This is a genomic window from Aeoliella straminimaris, assembly GCF_024054565.1.
Taxonomy (GTDB): domain Bacteria; phylum Planctomycetota; class Planctomycetia; order Pirellulales; family Lacipirellulaceae; genus Aeoliella; species Aeoliella straminimaris.
Genome location: NZ_JAMXLR010000066.1, coordinates 1 through 16,359, shown reverse-complemented (window position 1 = coordinate 16,359; position 16,359 = coordinate 1). Strand labels below are relative to the sequence as shown.

Sequence of the window (16,359 nt, the reverse complement as noted above, 5' to 3'; positions counted from 1 at the left end):
GCAGTGTAGCGCTGGTGGTGAAGTAGCGCGGGTCTAAACTCGCCCCGCCGAAAATTGCGATTGCCAGGTACGGCGGTCGCGCCGCTGCCTACAGTTCTCTGTTGATCAAACTGAGCGAGGATGCATCGACCGCCCGCTCGAAGAGATTTTTCTAGCGCGCAGCGGTGTCAAACCCCGGACACGACCTCTGCACTTCAGCCGGCTGGCAAAGACGCTGAAGTTGGTCCACCTTCGCTCAGTTTCAGAATCCACCAAATCGCATCGGTTTTGCCACCTCTGCAACTAACCTAGATCATCGTACTCAATGGCCTGAGGCGTTATGCGTTTTACCCGCAATTGAACGGGAGAAGCTGCCCCCCAGAGGATTTTCTAACGTTCGTTTGTATGGTTCCGGTATCGCCGGCTGAGCAAACCGAGGGTCGCCATGCAGAGCAACGTAACCGAAGCAGGTTCAGGAATATACGTGTACCTGACCGTGACAAGACTAGGACTCTCCCACAATCCGTCCGGAGCCAACGACAAGTCGTCGACAAATTCATTCAGCACTAACGTCAGGATTCCCCCAGGGGCAGTGAACGATAAATCGAACGTATCTTCTATCCCAGGGATTGGGATCATCGTGATGTCTTCGATACCGCCACTGGAATAAGAAGCAGTGCCGGAGAAATCATCGCCGCCAAACTCGGGGAGCCCAGCGGGGTTCTGACTGAAGCCAAAAGAATCAGCAAATAGAATTGAAGCGTGTGACAACCAACTCGGATCGTTGGCCGTAATCGTGACGTCCCAACCAACTCCGATGATCACCGCGTCTTGTCCGCCAGTTCCCAAATCGATCATCAAGACTTCGTCATTAGGGGGATCAGCGCCACCCGTGGGCAACCCACCGATATCGATGTCCATAGTGCCCGTCAACTGGGCTTGCGCCACGCTGGTAATTATCAGCAGGCAAAGGGCACTCAGGCTTGTCGTGGTAATTTGTTGCAACCTCATCTTTCGTCTCCCGTGCTGAAGTTCATTCTGTTAGAAAAGCCATAAGTACATATCGTCTCTAGGAACGCAGATCACTCTGCAGCTGCATCAGTGAGAGATGGGCATCTCGTAAGCACGTCGATGAGTTCGAGGCAGCGAACTCATTCGACGGTCAAGTCGATTAAGAAGAGTCCAGAAGTTCCGACTTTTTTGAGTTGTCGGAATCAATCCCTAACAACTGCTTTGCTTCCCGGTGCAGGACGTGCCATTCAATCCAATCGCAAGCATTAATTGCTGCCGCTTCGCCAGCGGGTGGATTTAGCATCTCTATCGAGGTCGTAGCCGTGGCGAAACATTCTTGAGCACGATCAGTATTCCCGAGCTTGTGGTGACACATTGCTTGCACAATCCAGTTCAGTGCGTTTAGATCGCCCCAGGCTCCAAGCGCGTTTACATCGCCTGATGATCCGGTGTTGATCGACTGCTTTAGGCTACCAAATGCCTCTTCGTACTGCCCGGCACGGTATTGGGCTAGGCCCTTCACATGCAAGACCCAGGCAAACTTGCTTTCGTTCAAGCTCATATCTGCCCACTTGGCCACTTGTTGTCTTGGAACGTTGTTATCTGGACTGAGTGCACAGGTGCGAGTCATCGCAAAAGCCGTACGCGCGTCGTCTGGCTCTCCAAGTTGGCCTACCATCTGTTTACAGAGTCGCCGATAGCCCTGCTGGTCGCCAACTAGAACCAAGGAACCGGCATATTCGAAGATAGATCTATCGCCGAGTGAGCGAGATTTGAATCCGCGCGCATAGTCACTGGCTGCCTTTTCCCATTCACTCAGCAGTGCATGGTGTTGCCCGCGACCGATCCAAAGGGTTGATTCTTCCGGCAAAATTTCTGCGACGCGACGAAAAACTTCGGGCCGAGAAGCAAGAGTTTTGCAGGCCATTTTCAGCGGCGATCCCCAAGATAGATTGTCCTCGGAATGCTGGAGTTCCCGCACCCATTCGGTGGCGGATCTGTTCCGCACTTCTGCGTTAGTCTTTTCGCGAGCAAGAAAGAACGAAGTGTGGTTAAGACCGTGGTACGTATGTCTTGTGACGGGGTGGTCAAGGCCCAAGACCTGCTCCTGTTTCTCGCTCACCCGCTTGAATAGTGCGCTCGCCTGTTCGAAGTTGCCCTGCTTCTCATGGATGAGCGCCAGGAGGGCCATGGTATGGAGTGTATGGGGATGTTTGTCGCTCAGTACGCGCAATTGAAGTGCAAGTGTGTTCTGGGCCAGAATCTCCGCTTCAGAAATCCGGCCTTGGTCGATGTAAACACCGGCAAGGCAGTACTTGGAGAGGAGTGTCTGCGTATGTTCTGGGCCAAGAACGCGGTTCTCCATCTTGATGAGAGCTTTGTAGATTGACTCGGCTTCGTCGGTGCGGTCTAACGTGCGGTACGTGCCTGCAAGTAAGCGCATGGTCTGGAGTGTATTAGGATGTTCGGGGCCGAGCACCCGTGTCCTGGCTTTCAGTGTTTGCTCATACAACCGTTCGGCTACTTTCACGCGATTCTGATGTTCATACGCAAGTGCCAAGTTGTGTGCATAACTAAGAGTAACTGAGTGTTCAGAACCCAAGTCTCTGTTGCCGATTGCGACCGCCGCCCCGTGGTGTTTCTCTGCTTCCCCGTAGAGACCGAGGTTCAAGTATACGCGACCCACAACGTCGTGGAGAGATGCTGCAACCAGTTCGTCGGCAATTTCGCCTTCGGCCAGCCGTTGGGAGGCGTCGTCCAGAATGCCCCTCAACAGCGTCGTGTCCTCTCCCTGTGCCTGAACGGGGTCAACGCTATCGAGCATCTGCGTGATCAGCTGCTTGATCTCGGTCGCGCGGGCCAGTTCTCGCTCGGCGATCTCCTTCTGCTTGACAGCGCGCTGCTCGTTCTCCTGCGCCTTTTGTCTGGCCTTGGCTTCAGCCTGCGCCGAGAGCGTAGCCCGAGCCGCCTCGGTGTCCGCTCGCGAGCGCTCTCGCAGCGCCCAGGCCATCCCCACGCTCGTGCCCACGAGCGTCATGACCAAAGCTGCGGCGACCGCCGCCGCCGCAACAACTTGGAGCTTGTTCCGCTTGACGAACTTTGCCAATCGATAATGCGCGAGCGGCGGACCCGCCACGACCGGCTCGTCGTTCAAGTGCCGCTCAATGTCCGCCGCCAGCCCATTGGCTGTCTCGTACCGCCGACCGCGGTCCTTATCGAGCGCTTTCATCACGATCCAGTCGAGTTCGCCACGGATCGCCGCGCCCAGTTTAGCCGGTTCGGTCTTTCGGTTGTCGGCGATCGTTGGTAGCGATTGGCTCGTGCTCGCCCGGGTGCTGGGTTTAGGAGGTTCGTCTTCGCGGATGATCCGCAACAGCTCGTCAAAGGCGGCGCTTCGGAGCCGCTGGCGGTCGAACGGAGTCTCGCCCGACAGCAACTCGTACAGCAGCACCCCCAAAGAGTAGACATCCGTCCGCGTGTCGACGTCCCATTGGTTCAGCTTGGCCTGCTCGGGACTCATATACTCAAACGTCCCTAGCACCTGGCCGAATTCGGTGAACATCGTCTTTTCGGTCAGTCGGTGGTCGATCGCCTTGGCGACGCCGAAGTCGATGACTTTGGGGACCGAGTGGTTGTCGTAGTCGGCCACCAGCACGTTCGATGGCTTGATGTCGCGATGGATAATGCCTTTTTGGTGCGCATGTTGAATCGCCTGGCAGACGGGGATAAAGAGTTCTAGTCTCTGACGAGGCGTTCGCTGGTGCTCGTCGCAGTACTCGGTGATGGGCACGCCCTTGACCAACTCCATCACGAAGTAGGGCCGTCCGGCGCCAGTCACACCGGCATCGAGCGCTCGGGCGATATTGGGATGGTCCATCATGGCGAGCGCCTGCCGCTCGGCTTCAAAGCGGGCAATCACCTGCATAGTGTCCATCCCGGGCTTGATGATCTTGAGTGCGACACGGCGTTCGATAGGCTCGGTCTGCTCGGCCATGTAGACGACGCCCATGCCCCCTTCGCCGATCTGCTGGAGCAACTTGTAGGGGCCGATGGTATCACCGGGCAGCTCGGTGATGGGTTGGTCGATCGTATCATTGCGATCGACTCGCACGGGCGAGTCTTTCAGGAAATCGCCCGCCAAGTCATGGGCTTTAAGGAGCATTTCGACTTCATGGCGAACCGCTCCGTTGTCTCTACAAGCTTCGATTAAATAGGCCTGGCGTTCCTCTGGCGTTTGTAGCTCAAGAGCCTCGAGAAAAATCGATTGTTCGTTCATCGCGACGGCCACTCAGACAAGGAGGAGTGTGGTGTGTCCGTTCCCTATTAGACAGTGCGCCGTCGGGCATGAAACTACCCCACACATTTTTGAGATTTGCGGCCACGGAGGCCCAAACGCCTAGGGATCTTCTGGCAGGGCCAACCGCCGGTACAGCCATGCTCGCGCGTAAGTCCAATGACGGTCTGCAGTTGACGTCGAGACGCCCAGGGCATCGGCGGCCTCGCTTACCGTCAGACCAGCAAAGTATCGGAGCTTCACCAACTCCGCAATTTCCGGTTTCTTGGCGCCGAGTTCGGCGAGAGCTTCGTCCAGTGCCAAGATGTCTATTTCCGGGTCGTCTAGCACAAATTGGGCGGAGTTAAGCTCGATACGCTTCAAATCGCCTCCACGTTTCAGGCGTCGTTGGCGACGCGCTCTTTCGATCAATATCCGACGCATCGCCTCGGCCGCTGCCGCAAAGAAGTGCCCGCGGCAGTTCCAGTGCTGAGCCTTCTTGCCATCGACGAGCCGAATGTAAGCGTCATGTACTAATGCCGTGGCTTGCAGAGTGTGCCCCGGTTGCTCGCTAGCAAGCCTGGCGGCCGCTAGTTTCCGCAGTTCATCATAAACAAGGGGAAGCAGTTGCTCGGCGGCGGAAGGATCGCCCGATTCAATCTGCGACAAGATTTGCGTGGCGTCGGCCATTAAGGTCGATTATAGCAGGTCAAGGCGAGGGCATCAGAATGCACCAATCTGGACCGTTTTCTGCCGAGGTTGCCCCCACCGCCCGCAATTCGCCGCCGGTCGAACTCAAGGCGGGTGCATCGCCCGCGGCGCCGGAGCGGTTTGGCTAACGCGCATCGGTGTCTTTACTCGGGAGAGACCTCTGTCGATAGCCATGAGCCCTTCCAGCTGGCAGGTGGTCCAACCACTGTCAATTCGGAGAAGCCGAAACTGAACGCGGTGGCGCGACCGCTGCACTTTTGGTCTCGCTTGCCCAAACTCCAAGTGGTCCATGTCTAGTCCCCAGACTATACTGGCGGCCATGACGGATGTGACTCTCATCTTGCAGAGGATTCAAGGAGGCCAAGTCGAGGCCAACGACGACCTTATTCCCGCCGTATACGACGAGCTGTTTCGACTGGCGGTTTCGAAGATAAAGCAGGAGCGGGCCGAGCATAAACAATTCGTTTAAGACCAGTCGTGCTTGGGCTCTAAGGACACCTTGCCATATCTCTGATTGCGAGAATTGCGTCGATGGGGCCAGCGTCATTCTTCTACGTTCAACGTGCGAGCTTCTGCCATGAGCACCATTGCCGCGATCCAGTCGGGTACTGGTTCATGCACTGCTCCGACCGCATTCTGTGGTCTTATCGCGTGCATACGCTCGACACCTCGCAGCAAAGCTCCTTTCGCCATTTGTTCATCGCCCTTTTGATGATAGGCCATGGCGAGGCCAAAGTCGTTCGCCGCCTTCCCCGACTCGCTCCAGTTGGCTTCGTTGGACTGTAGCAGGAGCCCGATAGCCCGATCGAAATCTCCGGCACGATAATAGGCCAGCCCAGCCACCTGCTGGTTCCACGGTTCTCCTGCCACTGCCAGTCGCTCCAGCGCCAACTCTATCAATCTTGGGGCGTAGTCATTGTCCGGTGGATTTAGAGTGCAGGTCCTGGCCGCAATGAATGCCTCCAGAGAGTCATGGGGGCCAGCGCAATGCAGTCGTAATCGGTCACCGACGGCCAGGTAGGTCTCCCGTTCGCCAGCCAACAGGAGAGCGCCGGCGTATTCGAATGTGCAATCGTCCGTGAGCGTGAAGATCGCGTACCCTTGGCGATAGGCGTCGGCCGCAGCGTCCCAATTGTCGCGTAGGGCATGGAACTGACCTTCGGCGGCCCAGAGAGCAGATTCATTTGGCATACGCTTCCTCAGTTGCCGGCAGACTTTCCGATCGGTACTGAGTTCGCGAAGCAGTTGCTTTCGCGGGGAGTCCCAGCTGAAATTATCGTCCAATAAGTCGACAGCCTTCTGATAGTCTGCCGCAGCGAGATCCCATTTACCGTTCGATTGGTAGAATCTTGCACGATTAATCCAACTCTGGGGATCGTGGGGAAGTCTCTCAATCGTTTTTCCGAGCCACCGCAGTGACTCCGCTGTTGCGAGTTCGCTTCGTCGCTTGTCCATCGCGCCGGAGGTTTGAACAGTTCGTACAAACCAGCTGATGGTTCCTTCTGGCGGTATCTCTAGCAGTGTGGCTGCCTCTTGATTCAAGAGTTGTAAGATCGCAGTGTGACGCCAATCCGAAAAGTCCGAGGTCTCTTGTTCTATCTCTATTTGCAGATCACGCCAGATAGCTTGCGCTTCGTCAACTTCGCCCGCTTTCCATTTTGTCATGGCCAGGTAAAGCCAGCTATAGAGGTCCGTCTGTTCGGCTGGTTTTTGTGCGATGCGTTCCAGCACTGACTGAAAGTGGATCACTGCCTCGTCATACCGGCCGGCACGGTATAAGAGTGCTGCGAAGTCTTCTGCATCCGAAGTTGCTATTTGCATGTCCACTTGAGGCTGCATTCGCTGCAATAGTGCTTCATACTCCTCAAGTGCGTTCGGCGCAATGACAAGGGTCCAGGCACCAAGACCTTGGGGCGTAGAAGGGTCATTAATCAATTGGTGTTCGATTTGTTCGCACGTATTCTTGTAGCTAGCAACGTCTCCTCGCTTCAGCTGTAGTAGCGCGAGCGAATACCACTCCTGCATATCCGACGGATGATTGCGGACATTTTCTTGCGCACACGATAAGGCCTCGTCCCACTTCTTTTCCATGGCTAAACGATAGACCTTTGCGCGGTTGCTCCGCGAGACGAGATCGAGCCATAGTGCATGCGCCGCCGTGCTGTTGGGATGCTTCCGCTTGTACTCCACTGCAAGCTTGATCGCCTTGGCTAGTTCGGCGTTCGCTTCGTCGGGCCGCCCAGCGTGTTCCAACATTTGTGAAAGTCCGTCGTAGCACCTGATCAAGGGCGCGACGTCGAGGCCAAGCGAGGGCGTCGCAGCAATCTTATCGAATTGTCGAATTGCCAAGCGGAATTGAGACTCCGCCGTTACGAAGTCGCCGCGGTTCCAGGCGGCGTAAGCGTTTCTGTAGAGACGGTCGGGACTGTTGAGATCGGTTCCACCTCGCCAAAGTCGTTTCGCGCGAGCGACGTCCGATTTACTCGCCCTAAGAACCGATACAGTATTATCGTCACCCACGATGGCGAGTCGATTACCATCGAGAGAAAACGACATGTCTTTCACATTTAGATCAGCTGAGCAGCGTTCCTGTGCGAGGTCGACATCCCAAATACGTACGGTACGGTCATTGCTCGCTGAGGCCAGCGTTGCTCCATCGGGGGAGAATGCCAAGCGGCGAATCGATTCTGAGTGTCCTTTGCAGTGGGCACGGTACTCGAGTTTCCCCGATGGTGAGATGACGTCGTACAACACCAGAGTGCCATCTTCCGCCCCCGCCGCAAAGAGTTTGCCATCCTCCGAATAAGCAAGGGCAATCACCATAGTAATCGCCGGGCACACAACTTCCTGGTCGATCGATTGCTGCTCGGCCACATCGTAGACGATGACACTTTGGAATTTTATGCCGGCAGCAACTTGCAGTGAATTAGGTGCGCATGTCAATGAGAATACCTGGTATTGTCCGGTCGGGACCTGGGCGTGAAGAGTCGCTGTTTTCAGATTCCAGACGTCAAAATAGTCCCGGCGGGCATTGTAGCCACACCCCGTCGCCAGGTACTTTCCATCAAAGGTGAAACTCGCACAGTGCACCGACGTGGCCGACTCAAGTGTTGATACAATCGCATTTGTCTTGGTGTTCCAGATGCGAACCCCTCCGTCAAAAGCTTCGGCGAGCAGTTGTTTCTCTGGAAGGGCTGCTACAAACCTTCCTCGAGGTCCCGCTTGAATGAGTTCAAGCGAGTCGGCGTCAAGCATACTAAACTGCTCTCGAAGCACCCAAAGCTTGCTGCCATCTGCCGAGTGGGCGATTCCGTTGACGTGAGGAGTTCCGCCAGCCGAGTTTGGATGTGCTTCCTCAAGTATCGCAGGCGGTGCATCCAGGTCGCGTAGAGTAATCCACCCGTCATTGCCACCCGTTGCAATATAGCGTCCCGACGGGCTCACTTCGGCGCACATCGGTCGTGTGACATCCGCGCCAAGCACCTCTGTTTTGCCAGTGTCGCGATTGCGGACCGTGACCAAGCGGTTCTGCCCGATAGGGGGAGTAAGACCGCGGATCGAAGATTGGAGATCCGGGTCCAACGGTGCAGAGAGTCTATCTGAAATGCTTCTGATCGTCGCGGTATTCACATCAATCTCTTCGATTTTGTTGCCGCGTGCCCAGAGGGTCTGGCTGTCGTGGGAGAAACTAAGCTTGAATGCGCCTACGCTGGAAATGCTCGCGGACTGTCCTATTTTTTCGTCCTCCATACTCCACAAGATGACCTCTCGGTTATTGCCAGTTCCCCAGTCTATCGAGGCGGATGCAAGCCAATGGCCGTTGGGAGAGAACGCGAGCCCACCGACGCAGATGGAATGTGCCGCAAGCGACTGCAGCTTTCTGCCGTCAATGCTCCATAGTTCCATCGAGCCCCTACCTACTTTCCCGTCATCAGCACCGGTTGCGACAAAGCGACCATCGGGCGAAATGGCCACAGCTCGCACACCGTTGTCAAAGTCGTGAGCCAGCCAGCGGCGAGTCTCCCGACGAGTGGGAATGTCCCACACAAAAAGCCAACCATCACCGTCCCCTCCCACTAACGTTTTACCATCGGCAGACACATCGAAATCCCAAAACCACCGCCCGTCGGTTGGGATCGATCCCACCAGTTTTCCGGTGCTTCCTTCCCACAGACATATCGCCTCCACTCCTTCCGTGGCAAACCACTCACTGTCGGGCGACCAGACCAAATCGAGTACAGAAGAGTCCTGTGAACGCCAGCTTCCGACCACTCCCTCATGACTCAAATTGTAAAGCAAATACCACTCGAAACCGCGAAGATCGGATTCGTCGAATGTGGGGCGTAAAGTTTCCAGTAACTCGACGGTCCGCGGTTGATCTCCATTGTGCCAGGCGGTTGAGGCCAAGTTCATCTGGGCCGCATAAAATCGACGATTTGCCAGTTGTTCGTTTTTCTCAGCAAGCAATAGGGCTTCTGACTTTTGTTGTGTTGCGATTTCCTGTTTTCGCAATGCTTCGTCTTTTTCCAATACGGCATTGGTCTTTTCTTCCAGGGCGAACTCTTTCTGCGCCGACTCTTCGCGGATGCGGGAGTTGCTTACGGTCAGTACGATCACCGTGGCCACCAACAACGATGCAGCCAACCCAGACAAGGCGGCGACCACCGGATTGCGGCGACACCATCGAACGAGATTCTCCGCAGGCGTTGACCGGCGGGCGAGAATCGAGCGATCCGCGAGAAAACGCCGCAAATCTTCGCCCATTTCCTCGGCCGATCGATAACGATCTTTTGGGTCCTTGGCCACCGACTTTAGTACGATGGTTTCCAAGTCGCGTGGTAACCAACGATCTGACTTCGAAAGTGGAGTAGGCAGCTCGTGAAGTATCTTCTCGATGAGTTGGCTGCGTCCGTAGGTGTGCAAGAAGGGTCGCGGCGAGAGCATTTCATACAGGGTGACACCGAGACTGTAGATGTCGCTACGGCGGTCCGACCAACCGTCCAATCGTTCGGGCGCCATGTAGCGTAACGTGCCGACAAAATCACCGGTCTGTGTGAGGCCGTCGGTCGACTCGTCGCGTGCGAGTCCAAAGTCGGTAACCCAGATCTTGCCTCTGGCGTCGAGTAGAAGGTTCGATGGCTTGATGTCGCGGTGCAAAACTCCTTCGCTATGAGCATAGGCCAGGGCCTCGGACACTTGTAGGCCAATGCGTGCGACCGCCTGGTAGTATCCGCGTCCGCCTTGCGTCGAACTGAGTTCGGTAGCATTCAATGCCGACCCGGTCCCCGATGAATGCGGAGGACCATTCGAAGATGAGTGGTCAGTGCCGTCCTCTGAGGTATGCGTGACATCTTCCAGAAAACTACCTGTAAGCATTCCGCTAGCCAGAGCACGGCTAAACTCCGTTGTCACCCGATCTTCGGAGGCGCTTGCGCCTGGATGGCGTACGGCTCTCACCGCGTCGACCACCATCTCCAAGGTTTGGCCTTGGATAAACTGCATCGCATAATAATGCATGCCTCGGTGTTCGCCGACGCCAAACACGGGAACGATGTGTGTGTGGTGCAGACGCGCGGCGGCCCGCGACTCTAGGCGAAATCGCTCGAGATGGATAGGACTTAGAAGCGAGGGCGTTGAGAGCACTTTGAGCGCGACGTGTCGCCCCAAAGATTGCTGGACGGCTTCGTAAACTACGCCCATGCCGCCACGGCCAATCTCGCGGACAATGGTGAATTCGCCTATTTCCGAGGGAGTGTCTCGTCTCTGCTGTTCATCGGCTGCCGAGTCGTCTTCCATGCCCCGATGCGGAACGTTCTGCTCCAAAAGCAACAGTGCCATCAGCAGTTCGCGAAGTTCGCTTGCGAGTTGTGGGTAGTTCGCGGCATACTGCTCGAGGTTAGGCGAACGCCCGGCTCGATAATCGACCATGAAGGCTTCCGCCAACTGCTCGACATCGTCTCGGGTAGCGTCAGAGGTATCAGCCATCGCACCATGACCTAGTATCTTTTCAGCCATTCCCTCAAGGCATCCAGTCCTGAGATCCAGGCAGTGACATCAATACATCCTTGAGCCGAACGAGCGCCCTCGCATAGCGTTTGCTGGCCGCCGATTTATCGAGACCCAGCACCTGAGCGGCTTCGCCGTTGGACAATTCCTCGAAGTGTCTCAACGCCAGAATCTCTCGGTCGATCGGCTCAAGAGAGTTGAGCGCCTCTTGCAAGCGAATTTTCTGCTCGATACGCATCGCCCCGCTACTGGGTGTGCTCAATCGACCGAGCAAGTGGGCAGCGAGGTCGGCCGTTGTCGCCTCGGGAAAAGCTCCGTGGTAGAGCGAGAGTTCACGGTTCACGCCGCGGGCTTGTGCGCCTAAATGCCGCCGATGCTGATCGAGCAGCCGTTGGCCAGTGATCCAACGAAGCCACAGGTAAAACGGCATCGACGGATCGGCTGCGTACTCGGCAATATGTTTGGAAGCGACGATGCAAGCTTCCTGCAAGACATCAGAGGGATCAATGCGGCCGCGCAGCCGACGATCCATCCGCACCGCCACCATACTGCGTAGGCGGGCCTGATGAGAGTTGTAAAGTTGTGTCCAGGCCTCGCCGTTGCCGCCTGCCGCGAGGTCAACGAGCCGGCGTGTTTCACTGTCGTCAGTAGTTACCGGCATACAAGGCTCCCAAGATGTCTTGCTTATCATATCAGTTTAAGCGCCGAATCAATATCTTTGGGGACATCAGAGTTTTCCTTTTGTCGAAATCTGGCTATGTCCGCCGGTGGCCCAAAGCGCGCATCGATGCTCTCTTCAGCCAACGACCTAACGACACAAGTTTGGCTGACTGCATTGAAATTATGCAAATTTGCATAAATGAACCCCCAAAACTGTCCCCAACTAGGTGCCGCCTGCGTTTCTCTCTTTAGCGGTCCCTGGCGCGATACCTGCCGGGACAGTGGAATTCAACCGCCCGGCATTTGTCGTAGGCGTTTGTTGCTAAATCGCAGATTTGGCGAGATACCGCTGGTGAATGTTAGATTATTCGAATTCTAGCTGCGACAACCGGGCGATCGCAGCGTCCTCATTGACACGTAACACTCACCGTATTGCGAGCCGCAGATGCACTCTTTCAGATTTTTCTTACTCGTTGGTGTACCAACTGCGGTCGTGTTGGGCTGTTGCGTACTCCCTGAGACGATTGCCCAGGTGAATTCCGAATTCGCCGTGACAGTATTACCCGGTCTGGGGCCCGACGCGTGGCACTACTCGAATTCAATCGAGCAAAGCGCTGCTTATGGAATTAACAACAACGGTGTCGTGGTGGGAAGCACTGGGAGCAATCCTCGTTTATCGGGAGAGGGTGAAGCAGTTCAGTGGATTGACGGCGCAATCGAAATCCTCCCTCGTTTGCCCAATGCCATGCCCTACGGCGTGAACTTCGCCGCGACTGATGTGAATGAGATAGGCATCATCGTCGGGTTCACGGCATTTCCCATACCGGCCGACCAATATGCCTCTCACGCAGTGAAGTGGGTCGGGGGTGTCCCCACCGACTTAGGCACATTGCCGGGGCATGAATCCTCGTACGCCGTAGCAGTAAACAATTCCGGCCAGGTCACAGGCACTTCGGAATTCGGCGGTTTTTTTGGGACACAGACCGCCGTACGCTGGTCTGCAGATGGTCAGATTTCGCCGCTTGGACTTCTTTCGACGCAAGATCCTTCACTCGTCAACCAGGGATTGCTGCAACATGACCGCGGATCACCGGCAGGTATCAACGCCTCCGGGCGAATCGTCGGTGCCAGCGAACTTTTCGGTGGAGACCTGCCGCGCGAGACCCTGCCAGTCTATTGGGATAGCAACACGGCCAGTCCTTTGCCGCTTCCTAGCGGCTTTAACTTTGGAAGCGCCGTGGGAATCAACGATGACGGAAACATCGTAGGCTTTATAGCTACCTATGATCTCGCTAGCTTTTCCTTTTCCACGTATCGAGCTGCCCTCTGGCATGACGCGGAAAGCGAGCCTGAGCTTCTTGCGCTTCCAGACGGCATCGAATATGGTGCTGCGATCGCGGTTAACTCACTTGGCCAAATCATTGGAGCTGGCGCAGCCGATCCTGACGATGCGAGGTACGGGTTTGCTTCGAACCTCTTGCTGTGGAATGCAGATGGCTCTTTCGTGGATTTGACGCCATTCCTCGTCGCCGCCTTCCCGGGAGAAAACCGATTCCGGCTTAGTGACATCAACGACCAGGGCCAGATCACCGGATACTCCCTGGGAGCGACTGGGGAACGCGATGGATTTGCATTCGTGCTGACGCCCGTGCCCGAGCCAGCTGGCGTCGTCCTGTTCATCTGCGGGGCCACGGGGTTACTCGCTCTGCGGTATCGTTGTTCCGATTCATCCCGCTCTCCACAGGCGCATCGCCAATGAACGAAACCAGTTTAGCTTTAGCAGTCTGCAGCAGAGCGAAAACCCAAATTCCCTGAATCCGTTTTCGATACGACAAACCACACACGAGAACAAAACAAATGATAAACACCAACTCAGAAACTAGCCGCCTTCGCAGAAGTGGGCTCAATCGCGCCCTTGTCGGTGCCGCCGCCATAGGCAGCACTGGTGCCACGCTCATGTCGGCCAATGCGGCGATCGTTTACAGCGGACCGCAAAATCTCTCAACAAATGCTCTGCTGGGACTCGATCCCCCAAGCGCTGACACTGAGATGGTTAATATCGACGCGTCCGGTGATTTCGAGTTTTTGATGGTCAGCTTTTCGGGAAAAGGCCCCGCCACACATGTACTGTTCAGTCAAGCCGGCGACAAGATTTCCAGTGGCCTGAACAATCCATACCACGGGGGGGCCTACATTGGAAACCTTTCAGCTGATGCGACGATTGGCCCTGGCGGAGCCTTTGTCTCGGGATGGGACGTTTTCACAGACGAAGTCTACAGCGGCGAATGGCCGGCTGGGTCCAGCGGCTTCATCGGATTCAAGTTCAATCCCACAGGATCCCAAGACTTATACGGGTGGGGCAAGTTAACGCTTTCACCAGATAATACCATCCTGACGCTTGTAGACTGGGCTTACGAGAATACTGGTGCGCCCATTTCGGCCGGGCAGGTTCCCGAACCGTCGACCGGCTTATTGATTGGGGGTAGCTTGGCGTTGGCTGTCCTGTGGTATCGCTGTTCGAAATTCGCAGGCTAGATGAAAATTCTGGGGCCTGCCGTCTATGAGTTCGGCAGGCCCACTTTACGTAAGATTCTTACCCAATGAGTTCTATCCAGGAATCCTACGAACAGATCTCCTACCCGCACTTCGTGCATCCATTGACGGATCCTGCGCGATTAGCGGCGATTGGGCGATTATTGGGGGTGGAGACGAAAGACCCGGCACGGGCGCGGGTGATTGACATCGGCTGTGGTTCGGGCACCAATCTCTTGGTGATGGCAGAGCGATTTGCCAGCAGCCAATTTCTCGGGATCGACTTTGCAGCCAACGAGATTGCATCCGCACAGGCCCTCGCAAAGGAAGTGGGCTTGAAGAATGTCGCGTTTGAACAGGCCGATCTGCTCAATTGGGATCCCGACGGTGAGCAATATGACTACATAATTGCTTACGGATTGTTCTCGTGGGTGCCAGACGAAGTAAAGGAGCGGTTGTTTCAAGTTTGTCGGGAATGTCTGTCGCCGAGGGGCATCGCCTGTATCAGCTACATGACTTACCCCGGCTGCAAACAGCCAGAATCACTTCGCGATCTGCTGCAATTGCGTACGGAGCAGTGTAGCTCTTCCGAAGAGAAGGTGGCTGCTGCACACAGGGTGCTCGATTTTCTCGATCGAGCCTATGGCAATCTGCCAAGCGTTCCACATTCCAGTTACCTCCGAGACGAGGTGCAAAAGATCCGCCAAAAGGAGCCGCATTTTCTCTTGCTCGACGAATTGGGAGTCGAACGCGATCCGTGTTACTTGCTGCAGTTCGTGAGTTGGGCAGCGGAGCACGACTTGTATTATCTGGGGGAAAGCGAGTTACACATGATGTTTCTCGAAAACCTGCCGCCCGAATCCGCCCGTGAGCTGTCTGCCATGAATCTCGATCGCTTGCAGACGGAACAACTCATCGATTACGTGGTGAATCGTTCGTTCCGTTGTTCGCTACTCGCAAGTAGCGATACAGGACGAGAACCACATCTTGACGCCCTGGCAATGCGGAAGCTTTGCCTAAAACCGCGTTTCAAACCAGCGGGCCGCGCACGCGAGGAATACTCCGAGGCACAATTTGCATCTCGCTTCAGTGGTGAAGTCACGTTACGAGGTGTACCGTTGGTCACTTTCTGCCTGACACTCGCTAGTTTCCCTGACTCGTTTACTGAATTTTCAATACTGCTGAAATCGGCAGAGACACTAGCGGGAAAGAAATTCCAGAACGACGAGGTTGCTCGTTTGTGCGAAGACTTGCTGTCGCTTTTAGTTCGCAAGCAAGTGGAAGTTTCCGCGGTGTCATATGCTCCACCCAAGTCGCTTCCGGTAAAGCCTTGCTTGACTCCGCTCAACCGAACCCTCGCCCAGCGTCATGCGATGGTTGCGACCTCCAATCACACCGCCTGCAAGTTAGGGTCGTATGAAAAGTCACTCTGTGCACTTATGAACGGAACGCGGACTCTAGCCGAAATTCGCGAGGTGTCTGGTCACTGGCATGGAACCAAACCCATTGAGCAGACTCTGGAAGTGCTGCGTATTTCTGGTGCTCTCGAAGATGCTTGAAACGCGAAGAAGCTTGCTGGCTTGGGCGACTTGTAGCATTGCTAAGTTTGCAAGAATGCCAACAGCTGTATTAGGCAAAAGCATGTGTGGCAATTTACGAGCAACAGCAGTCACGAGCGCAAATCAAGGCACCTTCACCTCGCGTCGGTGCGGCTAACTTGATTCCGATTGGAAACGGGCGAACTGACGTCGGATGCATCGCCCGCCCGCAGGAAGAAATATTGCCAAGTCGCGGAGGTGTCAAATCTCGGACAAGACCGCTGCAGGTTAGCGTCCGGCGCAACTCCGGGCGGGTGGTCCATCTCTGAAAGAAGCCTGCCCGTCAAGTAGTTTTTCCTGATTTTGTCACTGGGTGGCGCGTTCCTTCTACTTTCGCAGTCCGGGCAGCGATGGTTGGGGTTCGTTTTAGTGTGGCGTCGGTGCTAGCCTTTCTTCTTTAAACGGAACACAGAGAAAGGCTAGCGGGGTGCAGGGGGCGGCAATGAGCCCCCTGCTCGCCGACACGAAGTCGGCGAAAGCGAGTCAGGATGTCTCCGTGCTGGGGGAATTGTGTGTCGAAGCTAGTCGATTGCTTGCGGTTCTTCATCGGGTTCGTTCGCAACGTTCTTTTGACGTGCCGATTGCACC

9 protein-coding genes are annotated in these 16,359 nt (G+C 55.6%); 4 read left to right on the top strand and 5 right to left on the bottom strand.

The annotated features are described in order from the left end of the window. Positions 1 to 369 precede the first annotated feature (369 nt). From NG895_RS19750 to NG895_RS19740, 3 genes are all read right to left on the bottom strand, one after another. A complete protein-coding gene (locus NG895_RS19750) occupies positions 370 to 990 on the bottom strand; it encodes a hypothetical protein (protein WP_252854254.1) in 621 nt (206 codons plus the stop codon). 160 nt (positions 991 to 1,150) lie between these two features. Then, complete coding sequence (locus tag NG895_RS19745; RefSeq protein ID WP_252854253.1) at positions 1,151 to 4,027, bottom strand: serine/threonine-protein kinase; 2,877 nt, start codon at positions 4,025 to 4,027, stop codon at positions 1,151 to 1,153. 360 nt (positions 4,028 to 4,387) lie between these two features. Further along, positions 4,388 to 4,954 carry an ECF-type sigma factor gene (locus tag NG895_RS19740; protein WP_252854252.1) on the bottom strand — a complete coding sequence of 189 codons (567 nt, stop codon included), beginning with the start codon at positions 4,952 to 4,954 and terminating at the stop codon, positions 4,388 to 4,390. A gap of 310 nt (positions 4,955 to 5,264) precedes the next feature. On the opposite strand from NG895_RS19740, the gene NG895_RS19735 reads away from it, so the two are divergent. Then, positions 5,265 to 5,444, top strand: coding sequence for an ECF-type sigma factor (locus NG895_RS19735; protein WP_252854251.1), 180 nt, complete (start codon positions 5,265 to 5,267; stop codon positions 5,442 to 5,444). A gap of 74 nt (positions 5,445 to 5,518) precedes the next feature. Here NG895_RS19735 and NG895_RS19730 read toward each other — a convergent pair whose 3' ends face one another. Together NG895_RS19730 and NG895_RS19720 are read right to left on the bottom strand one after the other, a co-directional pair. Continuing rightward, positions 5,519 to 10,960: a protein kinase domain-containing protein gene (locus NG895_RS19730; RefSeq protein ID WP_279676574.1), complete on the bottom strand. Its 5,442-nt coding sequence runs from the start codon at positions 10,958 to 10,960 to the stop codon at positions 5,519 to 5,521. Positions 10,961 to 10,994: 34 nt separating this feature from the next. After that, complete coding sequence (locus NG895_RS19720; protein ID WP_252854250.1) at positions 10,995 to 11,642, bottom strand: sigma-70 family RNA polymerase sigma factor; 648 nt, start codon at positions 11,640 to 11,642, stop codon at positions 10,995 to 10,997. Between the two features lie 531 nt (positions 11,643 to 12,173). Here NG895_RS19720 and NG895_RS19715 point away from each other — a divergent pair. The 3 genes from NG895_RS19715 to NG895_RS19705 all read left to right on the top strand — a co-directional run bounded on the left by NG895_RS19715 (position 12,174) and on the right by NG895_RS19705 (position 15,732). Continuing rightward, complete coding sequence (locus NG895_RS19715; protein WP_252854249.1) at positions 12,174 to 13,400, top strand: hypothetical protein; 1,227 nt, start codon at positions 12,174 to 12,176, stop codon at positions 13,398 to 13,400. Positions 13,401 to 13,498: 98 nt separating this feature from the next. Continuing rightward, on the top strand, positions 13,499 to 14,176 hold the full coding sequence (locus tag NG895_RS19710) for a PEP-CTERM sorting domain-containing protein (RefSeq protein ID WP_252854248.1): 678 nt from the start codon (positions 13,499 to 13,501) through the stop codon (positions 14,174 to 14,176). A 65-nt stretch (positions 14,177 to 14,241) separates the two neighbouring features. Continuing rightward, on the top strand, positions 14,242 to 15,732 hold the full coding sequence (locus tag NG895_RS19705) for a class I SAM-dependent methyltransferase (protein WP_261361587.1): 1,491 nt from the start codon (positions 14,242 to 14,244) through the stop codon (positions 15,730 to 15,732). Positions 15,733 to 16,359: the final 627 nt, after the last annotated feature.